Annotated in this window: 12 protein-coding genes; 10 read left to right on the top strand and 2 right to left on the bottom strand. The window is 62.8% G+C overall.

All coding sequences use genetic code 11. The features are described from left to right. Positions 1–288: 288 nt before the first annotated feature. Entirely contained in the window at positions 289–1,983 is a 1,695-nt protein-coding gene (locus tag BUS42_RS34440; protein ID WP_074314695.1) for a hypothetical protein, read from the bottom strand. A gap of 856 nt (positions 1,984–2,839) precedes the next feature. Here BUS42_RS34440 and BUS42_RS34445 point away from each other — a divergent pair. Then, complete coding sequence (locus tag BUS42_RS34445; protein ID WP_143206610.1) at positions 2,840–4,375, top strand: S10 family peptidase; 1,536 nt, start codon at positions 2,840–2,842, stop codon at positions 4,373–4,375. A 190-nt stretch (positions 4,376–4,565) separates the two neighbouring features. Here BUS42_RS34445 and BUS42_RS34450 read toward each other — a convergent pair whose 3' ends face one another. After that, a complete protein-coding gene (locus tag BUS42_RS34450; RefSeq protein WP_074315699.1) occupies positions 4,566–5,600 on the bottom strand; it encodes an alpha/beta hydrolase family protein in 1,035 nt (344 codons plus the stop codon). 744 nt (positions 5,601–6,344) lie between these two features. Here BUS42_RS34450 and BUS42_RS34455 point away from each other — a divergent pair. The 9 genes from BUS42_RS34455 to BUS42_RS34495 all read left to right on the top strand — a co-directional run bounded on the left by BUS42_RS34455 (position 6,345) and on the right by BUS42_RS34495 (position 19,264). Further along, a complete protein-coding gene (locus BUS42_RS34455) occupies positions 6,345–6,815 on the top strand; it encodes a hypothetical protein (protein WP_254054032.1) in 471 nt (156 codons plus the stop codon). 291 nt (positions 6,816–7,106) lie between these two features. Then, complete coding sequence (locus BUS42_RS34460; protein ID WP_074314699.1) at positions 7,107–8,279, top strand: acyltransferase family protein; 1,173 nt, start codon at positions 7,107–7,109, stop codon at positions 8,277–8,279. Positions 8,280–8,371: 92 nt separating this feature from the next. Further along, the gene (locus BUS42_RS34465; RefSeq protein ID WP_074314701.1) at positions 8,372–9,883 is read left to right on the top strand and encodes a carboxypeptidase M32; all 1,512 of its coding nucleotides are present in this window, start codon (positions 8,372–8,374) and stop codon (positions 9,881–9,883) included. A gap of 236 nt (positions 9,884–10,119) precedes the next feature. Beyond that, a complete protein-coding gene (locus tag BUS42_RS34470) occupies positions 10,120–10,752 on the top strand; it encodes a hypothetical protein (protein WP_143206611.1) in 633 nt (210 codons plus the stop codon). After that, positions 10,745–11,872 (top strand): AAA family ATPase, encoded by a 1,128-nt coding sequence (locus BUS42_RS34475; RefSeq protein WP_074314703.1) that lies wholly within the window; start codon positions 10,745–10,747, stop codon positions 11,870–11,872. Before BUS42_RS34470 ends, BUS42_RS34475 begins: the two co-directional genes overlap by 8 nt. Positions 11,873–11,876: 4 nt before the next feature. Beyond that, entirely contained in the window at positions 11,877–12,611 is a 735-nt protein-coding gene (locus tag BUS42_RS34480; RefSeq protein WP_074314705.1) for a hypothetical protein, read from the top strand. Then, positions 12,608–15,400: a hypothetical protein gene (locus BUS42_RS34485; RefSeq protein WP_074314707.1), complete on the top strand. Its 2,793-nt coding sequence runs from the start codon at positions 12,608–12,610 to the stop codon at positions 15,398–15,400. Before BUS42_RS34480 ends, BUS42_RS34485 begins: the two co-directional genes overlap by 4 nt. After that, a complete protein-coding gene (locus BUS42_RS34490) occupies positions 15,397–18,156 on the top strand; it encodes a hypothetical protein (RefSeq protein WP_074314709.1) in 2,760 nt (919 codons plus the stop codon). The genes BUS42_RS34485 and BUS42_RS34490 overlap by 4 nt, the downstream gene beginning before the upstream one ends. A gap of 274 nt (positions 18,157–18,430) precedes the next feature. Further along, positions 18,431–19,264 (top strand): leucine-rich repeat domain-containing protein, encoded by an 834-nt coding sequence (locus BUS42_RS34495; RefSeq protein ID WP_074314711.1) that lies wholly within the window; start codon positions 18,431–18,433, stop codon positions 19,262–19,264. Positions 19,265–19,278 lie beyond the last annotated feature (14 nt).

The raw sequence follows: 19,278 nt of genomic DNA on the forward strand, positions 1-19,278 counted from the left end.
CGTTCTGGCCGCTCTGCGGCCCCACCCGCCGGAGAAGACGACGCGGAGCGTCACAGACGGCATTCCCACGCGCAAGAGCGTGGGAACGAGAACCCGGTTTCCTTACGACAGATTCGGAGTTTTTGATGATTTTCCGGGTCCCAAGCGGGAATGCCTTGGCCTTGGCCTGGGGCGCACGAGTTCCGAGTGTACAGAACCCATGGCACCTGAACGTCCTTCATTTCCCGATTCAGCCTGACCTTGCGAGACGGAGTCTCAGTGCTACCCCCCTCCCCCGGCGTGGCCAGTTCATAATCCGCCGAGGCTGGCTGCGACGACCCGAATTCGCTGTTTCAGCCCGAGTTGTTCGACAATCTCCGGGGTGGCAGGCAATCTCAGGGAGGTCAGAGGCGAGACGCTGAGGCCCGCCAGTGCGGCGAACGGAATCGGCTTCGAGGCTTCTGCCCCGGCGATCGCAAGCCCACTGAGGATCAGCGGTGAACCGTTGTCGACGCGAATCGTATACGTGTCCTTCCCTCTCGACTTCGGACCTTTGATCAGCTCGGCGCGAGTGAGCTTTTCCAATAGGCGTGACGACATCATGTCAATGACCTCGGCCGCCTCGCTCTCGATCGCCCCCGGGTCAGCCGCCAGCGACCCGACCGTAATCTCCAGGGAACCAAGCGCAGACCAGGCCCGTGCTCTCGTGTCCGACGTGGCAAGAGCAACGTTCACCTTGTCTTCATCGATGATCAGGCGACACGCCAGGGCGGGCCCGGGAGGTGATCCCGGGATCCCGCGTTCGGGCTTAAGACCGAGCACGAGATGTTTCTGAAGCAGCAGAGACATGGCGGCTGCGAGCGCATCAGTGCCGGAATCCCGTCGCTCCTCGTCCCAGAACAGGTGACCGGAAGCAGGAGTCCCGAGCGCAACGCCCGTCGGACTGAGAGCCGACACGAACTGTTTCGCGAGGGCCAGCTCTGCTGGGTTCGCCCACGATCGTGAGAGCCGCGAAACCTTCGACCAATCGACTCCCGCCGCAACGTTCCAGAGGACGAGTTGGGCCATGGTCTCGGGAGCATTCTCAGCGCCCAATCGTTGCACGACGAGTTCGGTCGCCACCCCCCGTTTGAGTTGGCCGATCTCACCCAACTGAAGCCGCTCTCCCTTCAAGGGAACGTTCACCGACTCGTCGTCACGCGGGCCGTCGAGGCTGATGGCGAGCGTCGACAGGCGACGGGTTTCCTTCGCCTTGAGCATCGTCTCAGGCGTCTTGCCCGCGGGAACCGAGCGGAACCCGCCGCCACGCCCCCCCGTGCCGACGCCCATTCCCCCCATTCCCATTCCTCCCATGCCCATGCCGCCCATACCCATGCCGCCGCCCATCATCCCTGACATCAACGTTGTCTGATCCCAGCTATCACGGTCGCCCACCATGGACATGATCAGCCTGCCCACCATCATCATCCCCATCGAAGCCGGCATCGTCCCTCCGCCCATCATCCCGCCACTCGCCCCTCCCATTCTCCCCATGCCCATGCCGCCTCCACCCATGCCCATTCCCATGCCCATCCCACCTCCACCCATGCCCATGCCTCCTCCCCCTCGGCCGTCACGCCCTCCGCGGCCTCCACCGCCGCCAAACCCACCGAATTGCCCGGTGAGACCGGACGCGACGAGCCCCGGTGGAAGAACCACCCTCAGCTTTTGCTTGGTTCGGTTGGTCAGGGAAAGAATCATTCGCCCATCCCCGGTTCCCTCGGCCACGACAGCGAGTTGGCGCGACCGAACCCCGGCCAGGACATCGATCACTTCCGCTTGAGCGGCGTCAGCGTGGTTCGAGCTTTCCCCAGGAGACTGCTCGGCCCCACCGTTGCTGGTTTGACCGCGTTGACCCGCGTTCTCTCCACGCGGAGAGTCGGCGGCAACAGCAAATCCACTGTTCAAAACGAGGCCCGAAATGACCACGGACCCGACGTAAAGCGCGCGGACGAACGAGGCCATCGTCGCCTCCTTTGGCCAAGAAAAGGGGGGGAATTCACGGTTGTCGAACTGTCAACGGACCAGGTCTGCGATCCGCCGGCGGGGGCGATCGGCCAGACACAACGAACCGAACCGCAAGGCTTCGCGGCGGTTCAACCTTCGCAGGCTGTCAACTCTTGGAGGTTGGAGACTCGACCAATCGGACGGCACGCCCCGATTGGCATCAATATCGCGATGATGTCTTCACTCACTGACATCGGACGAGAATCGTCGCTCGTCCGGGATTCGCCCGACATCAATAAGTGCGACAGTTCGGCGAAGATGGTCCCAAAAAATCCTGATCGGGTGACATTTTAAGTCGTTTCGATCGGGCGCCTGGCAGATCTCCTGAGGTCACGCTTGAAAGGGAAGGCGTTGCCAAACGAGCGCAGGCGCGTTCTTGCGGAATTTCTTGAATGGGTATTTTGCCCTTTGAGTCGGAGTCGAAGTCGAACCTCAATCGGCGACGCAACGTTACCGATTCGCGTATCGACGTTTTCCGCAGTTCTCATCCTCTTGTAAGTCGATTACAATTCCTATCGATTTACGTGAAAGCCATTAATCCGAACAAGTGCGAGTCACGGTCGGGACGGATGAACCACTGGGACAGACGGTCGAGGCCGACAAAACGCCCCCGCTGAACCTAGACAACAGTGCTTCGACTCCTGTGAGGTCCGTTCTCTGCTCGGAGCTTGAACATTTCGGCGGCGGAGGCCCCCTCAAATGAGGAACCTGGTTCCACACAAAGAGGCGGGCGTGGTATCTCGGAAGGGTGATTGTTACAGTCCTGGAAGTGCCAGGCTGTTTCTCACCTCCCGAGCTGGAGCGTAAAGACACGATGCGACCGTGGTCACTCTTGCTGACATCCTGTTTGGCGGTTCAATCCGCGGGCTTCCGGGCCTCGGCCGACGACGTCAAAGAAACCCCGAAGGCCGCTGAGAAGGAGAAAAAGGACGAGAAGGGCGACGACAAGCCGATCGTCACGCAACACGAAGTGAAGGTCGGCGGAACTTCGATCAAGTACAAGGCCACCGCCGGCCTGATGCCTTTGTACGACGCCTCGGACAAGGTCGAGGCCAAGATGTTCTTCGTCGCCTACACGGTCGACACCAAGGACGATCAACCGCGTCGCCCGCTCATGTTTGCATTCAACGGCGGCCCCGGCTCCTCGTCGGTCTGGCTCCACCTCGGCGCCCTTGGACCGAAGCGCGTGGTCGTTCCCGAGGACCCGACGATCCCGCCACCACCGTATCAATTGACCGAGAACGCGGAATCGTGGCTCGATAAGACTGACCTCGTGTTCATCGACCCCGTGGAGACAGGATATAGCCGTGCGATCAAGCCGGAATCGAACAAAAAGTTCCATGGACTCCACGGCGATATCGCGTCGGTCAGTGAATTCATCAGAATGTACCTGTCGCGGTACGAGCGTTGGACATCGCCGCTCTACCTCGTGGGAGAAAGCTACGGCACCACCCGCGCGGCGGGCCTGGCCGGCCACCTCGCCGACAACGGGATCGCGCTGAACGGGGTGATTCTGATCTCAACCGTCCTCGACTTCCAGACGATCCGGTTCGGACGAACCAACGAGCTTCCCTACGGACTCTTTCTCCCGTCGTACGCCGCCACGGCCTGGTATCACAAGAAGCTTCCCGCGGAGTTGCAACGACTGGGGCTGGGGGAACTCGTCGCCGAGGTCGCGAAGTGGGCCGAGGGCGACTACCTCGCCGCTCTGGGGAAAGGCGACCGCTTGTCGGACGTGGAGCGAACGACCATCGTCAAGCGACTGGCCCACTACACGGGGCTCTCCGAGCGGTTCATCGACCTGAACGAGCTACGGATTCCGCAACATCTGTTCAGCAAAGAACTCCTCAGAGACGAGCGGAAGACGGTCGGCCGGTTCGATAGTCGCTATCTTGGGACGGTGGAAAACGCCGGGTCACCTTCGCCCGAGTTCGACCCGAGCGAGGCCGCGGTCCGTCCCGCCTACACCGCCACGTTCAACCAGTACGTGCGCACGGAACTGAACTACAAGTCGGATCTTCCCTACCATATCCTCGGCGGCGGTCAGATCGGCGCGTGGGATTGGGGCACCCCCGGCCTCGGTTATCCGGAGACGGGAAGCGCCCTGCGCGAGGCCATGGGGAAGAACCCGCACCTCAAAGTGCTGGTCGCTTCGGGTTATCTCGACCTGGCAACCCCGTTTGACGCGACCGACTACACCTTGGCCCACCTGAAACTCGCGGCGCCACTCCGCAAGAATGTCCGGGTCACAACCTATGAAGCAGGCCACATGATGTATCTCCACGGCCCCTCCCTGGTCAAGCTCAAGCACGACGCGTCGGAGTTCATCGATGACTCCGACGGACGATAATCGAGCTGGACCGCGGAGCTCGCGTCAAGAATCGCCTGAGGCCTGATCCCGGCCGATGTCTCCCGAGCGATCTGGGTGTCAAAGTTCCTGAATTCATTCCCTTGTGCGAATAAGACTCAGCCCCTGACACCCAGATCCGCCACGAGATCGAAGCCGAGTCCTTGATCAACCGAACCGATGATTCCTCAACTCACTTCTTGAGCTCGGCCTCGAGGAGCAAATAGGCTTTTTCGCGCATCTCTATGGGAAAGTCGTGAGGGCAATCCGGATGCTCCACATTCAGTCGTGACGGTCGATCGTACAGTTTGTAGACCTGGCTTGCCGCGGCGATGACCCGGTCCACACTTTCCGCGCTGAAGTTCGCGTCGTGTAAAGGAGCCACGATGAGAACCTGCCGAGGCGCAAGCGCACCGATGAGTTCATGAAAGTCGAACGGAATGTCCTGGAGGCGATTCCGATAGTCCGCCAACCGCGCCATGTAACGCGTCTGTGTCCAACCCTGTTCGGGCATCCAGACCGATTCCTGGCCCCCTTTGTAGTCCAGAAACGAGTCGAGCCCACAACTCGAGATCACGACCTGGATCCGGTCATCGAACAGGGCGGTGTAGACGGCGTTGTGGCCACCCAGCGAGTGCCCGATCACGCCAAATGCGCCTGGCTTCACCTCGGGGAGTGACTGGAGCAGGTCGAGACCCCGGATGTTGTCCCAGACGGCCTTCAGCGTCCCGCTCTGCCAGCCGAGCGCCTTGAGGTCGGGTTGGTACTTGGCGAGTTGGGGATAGTTGGGGGCCAGTGTCACGAATCCGCGCTCTGCGAGTTCGCTCGCGTATTGCCGATTTTTCTTGTTGCCGACTCCGACCACCGTGCCGTGCCCCACCTGATTGTCGGTGCCATGCAGGCAGAGCACGGCCGGGGCGGGCTTTCCCGCCGAGCCGAGGGCCGACTTGGGGATCAAGAGATAGGCGGGGACGCGGCAGCCGGGCTCCGAGGCGTAACTGATCAACCGCCGCACATAACGGCCGCAATCCACTTCGTCCTCGACCTTCATGTCCAACGCACAGCGTTTCTCAGGGCCGGGCAGCCGGCCCATGATCGCTTCCGCACCCGCGACGATTTCGCCCCGACGCCGAAGCCAATCGGCAACAGTTCGCACCGGCTTCACGTCATGACCGGCATCATGGTAGAGCAGCAAATTGTCGCGGGGCAGCCGAGGGACTGGGGACACCACTCCAACATCCGCGACCTTGTCGTCGGCAAGGCTCGGTCGAGGGACAAATAAAGGCGTCAACGAACCAACGAGAATCGATGCGATGGCCAATTTCCTTGAACATCCCCCGCGCCGTGACTGGTGCATGTCACGAATGACCATCAATGCTCTCCTATCGATGTCTTGAGCGGCCGAAAGTGAGACGACTGGCCGGTCTCACGTGTGAAGTCCGATTTCCGTCCGAACCATTGCGGTGCGACGAGCGAACCCAGCATGAGACGTTCGCTCCGTCGTTTCAAGGTCCTCTCGGTTCGATCACCTCAAGCGGTTTTCGTTCGGGTGGATCACGGTCCGAGCCATCGGGGTCATGCAAGGGGCAACCGTGGGAGCTGGCAAACGATGGCCAAAAGACCACTGGCCAAACGGGGTTGTCGGACGACTCCCACTCCACCGGTTGTCACGACTCGGAGCTCGAGGCTTTTACCGCGATAATCGGAATAATCCCTAAAAACAAACGAATCGGTATTCTACGCGAAACTTTTCCTAACCTGCCCTGTTATGTCTAGATTGCCAGAAGCTCTCGTGGTAATGTTTTTCATGGATTGGTTTCAAGCAAGGTTTGGGTCAGTTTGCGTTGAGTAGGGCTCTCCCATCCACCTCCAATGACGTGACATCGAAAGAGGTTAACGAGCAATGCGAGTGAAACACCAATTCCGCCCTTCCGGACAATGGGCTCTCGAGGATCGAATTGCCTTGAGCCACGTGTCGGCCATTGTCGATCGCGCCGCGGCACCCGCCCCGACTGGGCTTCGCGCTACGTTCACGGGTCGATACAACGCGAGCCCGGCGTCCGTACCCGGGGGTGAATCCGTGTTAAATCTGTCGGGCTCGGCGCGCATTCCGAGCCTGGGATTGGTGCAGATCTCCGGCCCGCTCGCGTCGAATCCCTCTCTGCCCCCTTCCCCAACCAATACGCATGGCGTGTTCACGCTCGTCGCTCGTAAGGCGGGAGGCAATGTGGTGACCTTGGTGACGGGGCCCACAACCGACCTGACGTCACGAAAGCCCACCAGCACGCAACTGAATTACACCGTGCTCGCCGCTCCGCCGAAGCTCGCATCCTTGATCGGAACCGAGGGGGTCGCCACCCTGAGCCTCCGGCCTCGGGGGCGGAGTGGGCCGGCGGGAGCCCCCGTCACCGGCCAGTTCACGCTTCGCGTTGTGCAGAGCTGAATCCCTCGGGCCGCTCGGTCAAGTCAATGACCGAGCGGCCCCCCCTACCCTCCCTCAAGTCCCATCCCTCCCGTTTTCCGTCCCCACGGATTACGGCTCCCTTGCTACAAGTCACACCCGTGCAACCAGTCCCTCCAGCTTGGCCGCGATCGCCATCGACCCGCTCGATCCTCGGCGGACCGGTCAGACCCGGGTAGACCGTCCGGGAACGAGTGGATAAATTCAACGTGAGCGACACTCACCCGTTTACGACGGGAGGCCGAGCCGCGCACCACGATCACGGACGATCCGATGACGATACCACAGGAAACCGATCGGCCGCTCGCGTCCACCCCACTCTCCGGCCACCTCACGGTGCTCGACGGCGCCCGTGGCTTGGCCATTCTCCTGGTAATGACCTATCACTTCACGATGGGCATGGCGGGACAGAGCTTCTCCTCCCGACTCCTTTTCAAGCTGACTTCGGTCGGCTGGTGTGGCGTCAATCTCTTTTTCGTCCTCTCGGGGTTCTTGATCACCGGGATCCTCTACGACACTCGAACGTCTGTGCATCGCTTCCGAAATTTCTATATGCGTCGAGCGCTCCGGATTTTTCCACTGTACTACGGCACCCTCCTGATCCTGTTTGGACTGATCCCCTGGATGAACCGCTGGACTCATGGGTTCCAGGGCGTTGAACGCGCCTGGCCCTGGCTCTGGTCCTATGGCACGAACATACTCATATCGCTTGACGGCAAATGGTTTCCCTTGAGCCACTACTGGTCGTTGGCCGTTGAGGAGCATTTCTACCTGATCTGGCCTCTGTTCGTGTTCACGCTGGATCGAAGGTCTTCCATTCGGGCCTGCCTGGCGCTCATCGCCATTGCTCTGGTCGTCCGCTTTTGGCTGGTCGGGCAGGGTCTCGTGCTGAGCGCCTACACCTTGACCCTGAGCCGAATGGACGGGTTGGCGATCGGGGCACTTGTCGCGCTCTCGATCCGAGGGGAGCACGGCCTGGGTGCGATCGTTCCCCTCGCCAGGAAAGGGGCAAAGTTCTGCGGCGCCGCGCTGGTTATGCTCATGCTCTGGAGGTTGGGGCTCCGGTTCCATGACGCGTTGGTACAAACGCTGGGTTATTTGTTGCTCGACCTCTTTTTCGCCTGCTTGATCGTCGTGCTCGTGGTCACTCCCCAGGTTGCTCCACTGGCTCGTTTCTTCAACCTCGGTGTTTTGCGCTCGCTGGGTCGCTACAGCTACGGCATCTACGTGTATAACTCGATTTTCATCCTTGTTGCCGATGGACTCTCGGTTCCCTCCAGGGTGGCGGCGTGGACCGACTCGGTCGCGGTCGAACGCCTCGTCTACGTGGCGCTAGCCACCGTTTCCACGCTGTCCATGGCCTGGCTGAGCTGGCATCTTCTCGAGAAGCATTTTCTCAAGCTCAAAGTCCACTTCGAAAGTCGGCCGATCGTCTCGGTCGAGTGACGACAAAACCGATTGGGATCATGGCGAATCGGCCCGGTTGAAGACGACTCAAGTTGACGATCGACCGACCGATTCGCGAGGAGTGAAAGTCGATGTCATTGGACACAGCTTATGAAGAGTTGATCCGACGCTCCCGTGAGGCTTCGCTCCTGGCGTCGTGCTCATCGCTTCTCGGCTGGGATGAGCAAACGTATATGCCCACGGGAGGGGTCGAGCACCGGAGCCGGCAAATGGCGCTCCTGGCCGGCCTCCATCACGAGAAGGCGACCGACCCGATCATCGGCGAGCTCATCGCTCAACTGAACGGTTCGCCCTTGGTGCAGGACGCCGACTCACCGGCCGCGGTCAACGTCCGCGAGTTGAATCGCAACTTCCAGCGGCTCACACGGCTGCCCCGCTCGCTGGTCGAGGAGATGGCGCGAACGGTCTCGATCGCTCAACAGGAGTGGATCACCGCACGCGCCAAGAGCGACTACGCGCATTTTCAACCCTGGCTCGACCGGATCGTCGCGCTCAAGCAGCGCGAGGCCGAATGCTTGGGGGAGGGAACCGCGAGTTACGACGCGCTGCTCGATGAATATGAGCCGGGCGCGAAGAGTGCGGAGATCGCGGTTCTGTTCGACGCTCTCCGCGCGGACCTGGTCCCGTTGGTCCGGGCGATCGCCGACTCACCGATCAAACCGAACGTCGCGCTGCTCCGCGGCGAGTTCCCGGTCGAACGCCAGCGGATCTTCGGCGAATTGGTCGCCACCGCCCTCGGCTTCGATTTCTCGAAGGGTCGGCTCGACACCACGGCCCATCCCTTCTGCAGCGGAATCGGCCCAGGCGACTGCCGGATCACCACGCGGTTCCACCACGACCAGTTCGCCGACGCCCTCTTCGGGATCATGCACGAGGTCGGTCATGGCCTCTACGAACAAGGGCTCGACCCCGCGCACTTCGGGACGCCGATGGGCGAGTCCGTGTCGCTCGGGATCCACGAGTCGCAATCGCGACTCTGGGAAAACGCGGTCGGACGCAGCCGCCCGTTCTGGAGCCACTTCCTGCCGATCGCCCAACGTTTCTTCCCCGAGGCCTTCCCCAAGGTCACGCTCGACGAGTTCCAACTCGCGATCAATCGGGTCGAGCCGTCGCTCATTCGCGTGGAAGCCGATGAGGTGACGTACAACCTTCACATCCTCGTCCGCTTCGAGCTGGAACGCGAGCTCTTGTCCGGTCAACTGACGGCCGCCGACCTCCCCGAGGCCTGGAACGGCAAGTACGCGGAGTATCTCGGCGTTCGTCCCAGCCAGCACGCCGAAGGCTGTCTCCAAGACATTCACTGGAGCGCCGGCCTGTTCGGCTATTTTCCGACGTACACCCTGGGCAACATCTTCGCCGCCCAATTGTTCGCCCAGGCGAACACCGACCTCGGAAACCTTGATGAACTCTTCCTACAAGGGAACTTCGCCCCGCTCCTCGCCTGGCTCCGGGACCGAGTGCATCTCCAAGGCCAGCGCTACCGGTCGTCCGATCTGATCGAGAAAATCACCGGTTCTCCGTTGAATCATGCGCCCTTGGTCCAGTTCCTGAAGCAGAAGTATGAGCCACTTTACCGGATCTGACCGTGCGGCAACCCTCGGGATCAAGCCGGGGATGAGCGGCAACCCCGCATGAGGAATCGAGCGAACCCGTCGGACGCACCGGGAGATGGACTTTCCCGGTTGCGTTCGGTTGCGGTATGCTCGACAGCGATTGATGGGATCGGATGGTTCAAGCCCGCCGGGTTGAGACGTCCAACGAGAACGCCGGCCGGCGGACCTCGCCCTTGGCACGACGAAGGGCAGAAAAATGTCGTTCCATGAATTGGCTCGAAGAACTGTTGCCGCTTCTGCTTTATGAAGGCCGCCTCGTCTTCCGGCAGAGCCCGTACAGCGACGCTTCGAGCCCCGAGGCAGGTCGGCTGCTGCATGCGGCTTTCGACGCTTATCGCCTCGACATCGCCGGACCTCTGATCGAGTTTGATGCGGGGACAGCCCTTGAGGCCGGCTCGCTCGTGATCCGGGCGAGTTGGGCGCTGGTCAATCACGACGTGCCCAACACGGAAATCGCACGCTGGGTCGCCATGTCCCATCGTCCGACGACCCCCGCGCATCACTTGTCCGCCGACCTCGTTTTTCGATTTCTCCCCCAGATTCGCAAACGGGCGTTGGCCCACAGCGCAACCGACCCGCTTGCGGAACGGATTGAGGCGGTTTTACGCCAATGGCCGCTCTCGGGAGTCGTCGCCGACCTGGAGATCGGTCCGGACAGACCGCCCGAGTTCGGTGGCCATTTCGGGTTGATGCAGCTCTATGCCGAGCGCTGGGCCAATCACCAAAATCCGAGTTGGCAGCCTGACGACTCATTAAACGAACACGTCGATCTTGTTCTGACCGATCGTGCCCGAGTTGGGTCATTCGTGGGAACTTCGAGGACGAGGCGAGATGACTGAGGACCCGGCAGGACGACTTCGCCACGAGGTCGTCGACGTGCTCAAAGGGCGGTTTGTCGGCCGCGATGAGGTCATCGACCTGATCGCATTGGCGGTTGTCGCGGGAGAGCACTTGTTCCTGCACGGCCCGCCTGGGACCGCCAAGTCGGCCTTGATCCGTCAGTTCGCCGCCACGGTTCAAGGACGTTACTTCGAGTACCTGTTAACCCGGTTCTCCGAACCCAACGAAGTCTTCGGCCCGATCGACCTGGTACGACTTCGGGAAGGGACGGTGGCGACCGTCACAACCGGCATGCTTCCGGAAGCGGAGTTTGTCTTCCTGGACGAGTTATTCAACGCCAACAGCGCCATCTTGAATAACTTGCTCTCGGTCCTCAATGAACGGGTCTATCGACGCGGGGCCGAGACCCACCGGTTGCCACTCCTCTCACTGTTCTCGGCCTCAAACCACCTTCCCGAGGACGAGACGCTTCGCGCCTTATTTGATCGATTCTTGTTGCGTTGCCATGTTGACAATTTAAAGCCTGAATCGATGCCGCGGCTCCTGGCCGCGGGCTGGGAAATGGAGCGGTTTCAAGGGACGGACGCGTCGATATCGGCCGCCGACCTCCGCGGCCTGTCGCGGCGAATTTATGAGATCGACCTCTCGAAGATCACGGCTCCGTACACGGAGCTCGTGTTCAAGATCCGCGACTTGGGAGTCACCGTTTCCGACCGGCGAGCGGTCAAGGTCTTGAAACTCGTGGCGGCCTCGGCGGTGCTCTGCGGTCGGCCGGCCGCCTTGATCGCGGACTTCTGGCCGCTCCGCTACGTCTGGGATCGCGAGGAGCAGATCGGCCCGCTGGCCTCGCTGGTCGAAACCGTGATCGAGCCACACACCGGCGCCGAGCGGGTCCATCCGCTCGCGACCGTCCCCGAACGGATGGGGGGCGAAGAGATCGCCCGATGGCTCGATACCCTCAGCGCCGAGATGCAGAGCGGTGCGATGACCCTCCTCTCGACCGCTCGACTTCGCGAACAGGTCGCCGACCTGGGCGACCGTGCAACCTGGCTCGCCGACGAGTCGGTGAGACGTCACCTCCTCGAACGAACCGCCCAGCTTCTCGGGCGATTGGGTTAAACCGATGGCACCCACCCTGGACCAGATCTGTTGCGCAAGCTTGCCGCGGGCTCAGCTCGGCGTGCTGGCCGACCTCCGCCGTGAGGCCGCGATCCGGGTCTTGGTCCGGGGCGACCGTGCCTGGGTGCGCTGGCCGGCCGGTCATGAGGGGGTGATGCGACGGCTCTTCCCGGTGTCGACGGTCGCCTTGTTCGCCAAGCAGGACGGGCTCTGGTATCAGCTCGGTCGACATCTGCCGACATTTGGAATCCCTCGTGAGTTCGACGCGGATTCCGTGCCGTTGGCGACGGCGCTCGTGCCGGCCCCGATCGATGTGACGATGCCGCGCCCAGGGGCACCGCGCCCCGCCCAGGTCGGACTGGTCCGCGACGAGGAGGTCCGTCCGGCGAGTGCCCTGCGCTGCCGGTTGAACGCTTTGTCCGTGTGGGCCGAGACCGTTCCCTCGTCGCAATTCAAACCGCTCAGGGCGGCTATCGCGGGCGATCTGGTCATGTTACTGGGGTCACCCCTGCCGGCCATCGCCGGCGGTACGCGCTACTGGGGAACAAGGCTACTGATCCCGCTCGGCTACCGCGTGGATCCCGGCCTCTCGGAGAACGCGTTACGAAGAGCGCTGAGTCTCGGTTCCGCGGAACTCCTCGTGCTCACTCCCGACGGCTATGAAGTCATTCCTCCTCATGTCTTCAATCCGCTGAGCCTAGCCGGCATCAGGCTCGCGGAAAGGACAGGGCACGCATGAGCCGCGTGGAGGATTACCTGGCGATTTCCGAAAGCTACTGCCGAGGGCTGGGCGACCTCCGCTGGTGCCCCACAGGCGAAGCGGTGGAATACGCCTGCGACGGCCCTGAAGTTGGCATGACGTTCGCCATGGGGGCCGAAATTTCCCTTTTCCTCGAAGGCTTCCATTCCGGATCTCCGCCGATCGCGTTCAGCCTGATCCTTCACTTGCTGCGGCTCCTCGGACTTGGCCCCCGCTCTCCGCGGTCCAAGAGTGTCTCGACTCTGGAAAAGGCGTTTCGCGAGTGGGGGCTTCCGCTCCGCAACGCCGGCGCGCTCTGCGCTCGGCTCTGTCGCAACGTTCCCCCCGCGCTCGACCCGCCCGACCTCGCGGAACTCTATCTTACCTTGACCCGGCCGTCGGCCGATCCGCTTGGTGAACCGCGAACCGGGGTCGCGGTCCTCCCTCCCCTCGATCCACTCCATTTTGAACGCTTGATCGACGAGGGGGTCTCTCAGCTCACGCCCGAGGAGCTACGTCACTGGCTCCGCTACGGGCGCGGTCCGATCCACGAAGACGTTGCGGAACCGGTCGCAACCCTCCCCCGCCCGAGGACGCTCTCCGCGGCTCTGGTCGCGCTCGAACGCCGTCCCCGGCTTGCGGGGACAACCTCGTTGGCCGTCCACTTGGCCGGAGCGTTGACCCTGCCACCGCGTCGCCTCGCCCCTGCCACCCTGCCGATGGGGGGCTACTCGGACGTGGCGACGCGCGGTCAGCCCGAACGGATCCTCCCCAGTCAGCTCGCACTCGATCGGGACGAGTTTGTCCGGCGATTCGCAGAACACGAGCTCCTCTTTTATCAGCGTGAGGAGCCACGGGCGCCCGTGCCTGAAGAGATCGTGGTCGTGCTGGATCAGGGGGTGTTGACCTGGGGGGTCGTCCGCCTGGTTTTGGGGGCCGCGGCGATGGCGCTGGGGCGGCAGGCGGAGCGCCGGAAGATTCCGTTCTCGATCGCGGCGACCAGTCGGGAAGGGAGCGCCGTCGATCCTTGCCAACTCGATGGCGAGGCGTTGGGCGCCTTGCTCGAATCCAGCGACCTCTCGTCCGATCCTGGCCTCATCCTCGAGTCGGTGCTCGAGCAACCGGGCACGGCGCGGCTTCGCGACGTCGTCTTGCTGACTCATCCGAGAACCGTGAGCGCACCGGCCGTCGTGGCGGCGGCCCGTCGGACCGATCCCTCGACCCGACTGTTCGCCGTCTCGGTCGACCGCGCGGGACACGTGACGTTATCAGAACTGACACGCGGGTCGGCGATCGTCCGGTCCACGCTCCGCGTCGCGCTGCCTCGGGAGGATGAGCGCAGGCCGACCCACGACCCCAACCCTCCAGAGACCGTGGGCTGGCAAGGCGACGTCGAGAGTCCCGGATTCCCGTTCGCGCTGGGCGCCCTCAGCCCGATCCCCGATGGGTTGTTCGCCTTTGATGGGTCGGGCGAGTGGATCCTCTTCACGGGGCAGCAAGGGATCCTGCACGCCTGCCGGATCGATGGAACGCGCGTGGAGATGCTCCCTCGGGTCGTCCTTGAGGGACACCCACTCTCCCAGGTCAAGTCGATCGTGGGAGTCGCGGGAGGGTTCGTGGTGATCGGCACGTGTGGCACGAATCATGTCATCGGTCGCTATGATTTCAACACGCGACGCTGCCATGCTCATTCGCTGGTGTCGGCAATGGCATCCACCCTTCATTGGTCCTATCTCAGGAGTCACGAGGCGCTCGTCGCCCGCATTTACGACGGGCCCGTTTTCGCGCTCGACCTCAGCGCAGGACCGGAGGAGTGGCGGTTCCCGCCGCTCAGTCCGTCGGCCCCGGCCTCGAATCGCGCCGAGCTTGCGTTCCACCACGCTCAGCGCCATCTCCCGGACCATGCTCTCGCCGTTCCGAGTTTGCTCCCACTCCCCGCTCACGGGGTCGCGCTTCGACTTCACGAATCCAACGGTGCCATCGACATCCAGGACAACTCGGGCGTCGTCAAGACGATCATCCCCACCCTCGATGGGCGGCCGAGTCTCCGGGGCAGCCGCATCTTCATTACGCGCCAGGGAGGAGACGTCATCGCGGCGGTTGTCGCCGATCGCGTGCAGATGTCCCTCCAGTCCATCCAGTTCTTCTCGACAAGTTCGTTTCGGCTGATCGCCAATATCCCTAGCCTACCGAAAGCACGCGGCTTCGCGCTTTCGGCCGACGGACAATTCTTCGCGCGCAAGGCGGGGGATCGCCACCTGGAAATCAAGGCGATCGCGGGCGAATCGACTCCCATTTTCGTTTCCCCGAAAGGACGTACTCACCAACGCGTAAACGTCAGGCTCGGAAAATGGGCATTGGTGATCTACGTGGGCGAATTTGTTCATCTCCTTCGTTGGGACAGACCCGTTCTTGAGTGGTCACAGAGTCGAGGAGACGTAACGGCCGTTCTGGCTCGGGAATTCGACGAGCCATCGATGCGGACCGTCCCCGCTCCTCGAGGTCGATCCCCGCTCACCACGGATTCGAAACGATTTCTTGGGTCATGCTTATTCTCCGATCTTTCGGTGCTCGTCGACTTCATCGGTCAAGTCTCGGTTCTCGGGAAATCCGGCGAGCTTGTGTGCATGTTCTATATTTTCCGCACCCATCTCGCGGGCTGGATGCCGGATGGGACACGGATCGGCCCCCCCCATCTGACCGGGGGGCCGGCCACCGAGGACGGGGCAACGCGTTTCGGGACCGCCTTGCGCAAAGCCTCGGGAGTCGAGAGGAGCCAGAGCCCGTGAAGGTCCCGCTTCAGCTCAAACGACGCGCCTGGAATGAGCCGGCTGTGGCACTCCTGTTCGTCGGTTCGGACACAACCGAGCTCTTCCGGCTCTGTGAACGGCTCGAGCTCGATCCGACGGGCCGGCTTCACCGAGTCGAGGGGGGCTTCCTGATCAAACTTGCGAGCCCTGCTTCGCAGTCGTTTCCGGGATCGGTTCGGCTGCGGAGAATGGCGGCCGACCTGTACGTGCCGGTCGACGCCGACTTGGTCCCCGCGTTGCTGGACGATGAGGCCGCGGGGCTGGTCCAGGGGCGTGCCCTGGTTTTCCCCCCTTGGGGTGGGGTGCTCAGTTTCGATCCGAGGCGCCCGCTCGACCTGGGTGAATTCCTCTCGGTCGACGCTTCGCCCGGGCTCAACTGGCAGCCGTTTCCCGAACGGATCATCTTGGCCGAACGGCTCGAGGAAATCCTCCTCGAGTTGCCTCACGAGTCGACGGATGCGTGGCTCGAGTCGAGCGATCCAGGAATCGGGTCGGAGGCCCCTCGCCCGGATGACGCGGGGCCGATCTCGACGATGGCCGGCCGCGCGACCCTGGGCGCCGGCCGAGGTCTGATCTGGCTGGGCCAGGCGCTCGGGCTCAAGGGACTCGCCAAGCTGGGAGCGGAGTGGGTGGGCAGCGCCATCAACCTGGCCCCTCGCTTGAGCGAAGCGGTGCTGGGCCGCCAGGCCGCGGCCTTGAAGTCGCTCTTGCACGAGTTCCGCGAAGGCGATCTCGACCTCGCGCTTCGGCGTGCCCTGCCCCTCGGCGACACCGACAATTCGCGGGGCGAGTCGATCGGGACCGGCGATCAATTGCCGCTCAATCGGTTCGCCTACTCGCTCAGCGAGCTGTTGGGAAACTCGGGTCGAAAACCGGCCAACGTCTGGCTGGGCGCGGACGACGTCCTGAATGAGCTGAAGCGCGAATATCGCAAGGCGGCCGAAGAGGCCGAACGACGCGGCGATCCCCGACGCGCGGCCCTCATTTACGGCAAGCTCTTGAAGGATTACCGGATGGCGGCGCACGCGCTCTCTCGCGCCGCGCTCCATCACGATGCTGCGATCCTGCTGCTGACCAAGCTCGAGGATTGGCGCGGTGCGGCCCGTGAGTTCGAGGCGGCCGGCGAGATCGATCGCGCCTTGCGGTACTTCCAACAAGTTGCCGACCACGAGGCCGCCGCGGATCTGCTCCAACGGATCGGCGAACCGGACGCGGCTCTGGTCGAATATCAGCGGGCCGCGGATCGGTTGCTTGCCACGGAAGGGGGGCACCTCTCCGCCGGCCGCCTGTTGAGTCGGAAGGCCAATCGCCCCGACCTGGCGCTGGGGCACTTCCTTGCCGGTTGGAACCAACGCCCTCTGGGCAACTCGGTCGCCTGTCTCATCGAAGCCACGGGCCACCATGCCGAGGCCGGCTCAGTACGAGCAATCATCCACTTACTCGATGAAGCGGATGCGTATCTCGCAACCATGGGAACGATCGGAGCGGAATGGGACCGATATTTTCATGACCTTGCCCGCCTGGCGGGGCAACCGCAGCTCGAGGTCATCCGCGACGAGCTCCACGACCGGGCCCGCCTGGGCCTAGCGGCGCGAGTTCGGGGACTGGCCAAGACCGGAATCCCCGTGGGGCGAATCGCGTCGGAGGTCTTCGGCAGGTCGTCGATCTGGCCGACCTCGGTGGTCCGAGACGCGGAGTTCGCCGTCCGTGCCGTCGCCGCCAAGCCGCCCCCAAGACCAGGCGGGCCAACCTCGGGGCATGGCGAATCCCGAAAGAAAAAGATCGGCACGAGCCTCGTCACCGCCGTCTGTTCGGCCCCCGGGTCCGATGACCTCTTCCTCGGCTTTGAATCGGGCGATCTGTACTGCTTTCGGCCCGCGAAATACGAGGTGGTCCTGGTCGCCACAGCGCCTTCCCCGGTCGCCGCGCTCGCCACCAGCGTCGACGGCCAATCGCTCGTCGTGCTCCATGGTACGAGCCATGACTCGGGATTGCTCAGCTCCTACGCCGCCTCGCCCGACGGATCCTATCGCCTCCTGCTGAGTATGACGGTCGATGACCTGTCGCGGCCCTGGCTCACTCCCATCCTCACGGTGGATGACGTCGAGCTCGTGGGCGTCTGGGATGGCCAAGCCCTCTACTACCTGGCCGTCAGGACGCTCACCTCGTGGGGAAGCACCGCACTGACCAGGCCGGACGCGGACCCGCCCGCCGGCTTGCTCCTGCCTCGACCCGGGAAAACCGGGTTGCCGTTCGCGGTGCTGATCCACGACGGCCGGGAATGGTGCCTCGTCGAGCCGACCGGCACGACCCGCCATGCCACGGGACTCGTTTGGCGACCTTCACAAAATCAATTAAACACACTCCACTCGGTTGTCCTGGCCTGGATCTGTAGCGATGGCGAGCATCTCGAGCTCGTCGGCCCGGGGCGAGACGGGGCGCTCTTCTGGGCCGCCTTGCGGTTCGAGGAGGGCCGGCTCGACCTCGTGGCAAGTCATCGGCTGCTCGGCGCAGAGCCCTCTCTCGCGGCCACGCTGATCCGCTCGCGACTGGTTGCGGCGGTGACGGCGACTCAGGTCGAGTGGCTCCGTTGCGGCGCTGATCGGTTCAATCCTGCTTCCTCGACCCGAATCGAGCTTCCGTCTGCGATCGCTTGTTTTCCCTGTCGAAGGACCGGCGAGTTGATCGTCGTGAGCCGTGATGGGTGCCTCGATTGCATCAACGTCCCGTTCTGAGAAACGCCGTCGCCAAGGCCTCGGTCAACGCGTTTCGTCGTCGTCACCGCGAGTATCGCCCTCACGGTCGAGCGACTTGCACCGAGCTTGCCCTGCGATCATAATGCGGACCCAGGCTTGTTTTTGAGCGATCCCCGATCCGCCGCTCCGTGGCTCGACGGGGTGTCATGCCTTGTCGAGCCGCCTTGGACGAACCTCCCGGCCTTCGGGCGGAAGCGCTCCCCTTGCTTCGAGTCGCACCATTGCGGTCGACTCTCTCTCCAGGAGCCTCTCAATGAAACGACGCTATGCCGAGACGTGCCTGCTCGCTCTCTTCGCCGGGCTCCTGGCCCCGTTCGCCTCGGCCGCGGACCCTCTCATTCCCGACAAAAACCTCGAGGCTGCGATCCAGGCGGTCCTCAAGCACGAGCCGAAGGCAGAGCTGACCGAGGCCAAGCTACAAAACGTTTACGTACTGGAAGCGCCCGGCAAAGGGATCAGCAATCTCACCGGCCTCGAGAAATGCAAAAATCTCGCCCTGCTCCGGCTCTCGAAGAATGAGATCGTCGACCTCAAACCCCTCAAAGGATTGGCAAATCTCCAATCCCTCGACCTTGCGGACAATAAGATCGAGGATGTCTCCCCGTTGAGCGAGTCCAAGGCGCTCCAGTACCTGGAATTGTCGAATAACAAGATCGAGGACCTTCAGCCGCTCGCCGGCCTGACCAGCCTCTCCGCGCTCTATCTCACCAACAACCAGATCAAGACCCTCGCACCGCTCGCGAGCTTGACCAAGCTTTCCTCCCTCTGCGTCGGCAAGAACCAGGTGACCGACCTCGCACCGCTCGCCAAGGTGACGCGGCTCTCCCTGCTGGAACTTCAGGACAACCAGATTGAGGACTTGTCCGCCCTCGCCCCCCAGACCGACCTCAAGATCCTGATCCTCGAACGGAACAAGATCAGCAACCTCGGACCGCTCGTGAAGTGGGTCAAAGATGATGCGGCCGGCCCGAAGCGGTTCGCGCCATTCTTGCGGCTCTACCTGACCGGCAACCCGCTCTCCGACGAGGCTCGATCCAAGGAGCTCGAGGAGTGCAAGACCGCCGGCGTTCGCATTGAATTGAAATGAGTCGATTCCCTGGT

Source organism: Singulisphaera sp. GP187 (assembly GCF_900129635.1).
Classification (GTDB): Bacteria; Planctomycetota; Planctomycetia; order Isosphaerales; family Isosphaeraceae; genus Singulisphaera.

What these genes read in the sequence shown, in the direction of transcription:
- BUS42_RS34495 (WP_074314711.1), top strand. Translation starts at nt 18,431, where the DNA reads ATGAAACGACGCTATGCCGAGACGTGCCTGCTCGCTCTCTTCGCCGGG.
- BUS42_RS34475 (WP_074314703.1), top strand. Translation starts at nt 10,745, where the DNA reads ATGACTGAGGACCCGGCAGGACGACTTCGCCACGAGGTCGTCGACGTG.
- BUS42_RS34480 (WP_074314705.1), top strand. Translation starts at nt 11,877, where the DNA reads ATGGCACCCACCCTGGACCAGATCTGTTGCGCAAGCTTGCCGCGGGCT.
- BUS42_RS34470 (WP_143206611.1), top strand. Translation starts at nt 10,120, where the DNA reads ATGAATTGGCTCGAAGAACTGTTGCCGCTTCTGCTTTATGAAGGCCGC.
- BUS42_RS34465 (WP_074314701.1), top strand. Translation starts at nt 8,372, where the DNA reads ATGTCATTGGACACAGCTTATGAAGAGTTGATCCGACGCTCCCGTGAG.
- BUS42_RS34485 (WP_074314707.1), top strand. Translation starts at nt 12,608, where the DNA reads ATGAGCCGCGTGGAGGATTACCTGGCGATTTCCGAAAGCTACTGCCGA.
- BUS42_RS34440 (WP_074314695.1), bottom strand. Translation starts at nt 1,983, where the DNA reads ATGGCCTCGTTCGTCCGCGCGCTTTACGTCGGGTCCGTGGTCATTTCG.
- BUS42_RS34460 (WP_074314699.1), top strand. Translation starts at nt 7,107, where the DNA reads ATGACGATACCACAGGAAACCGATCGGCCGCTCGCGTCCACCCCACTC.
- BUS42_RS34445 (WP_143206610.1), top strand. Translation starts at nt 2,840, where the DNA reads ATGCGACCGTGGTCACTCTTGCTGACATCCTGTTTGGCGGTTCAATCC.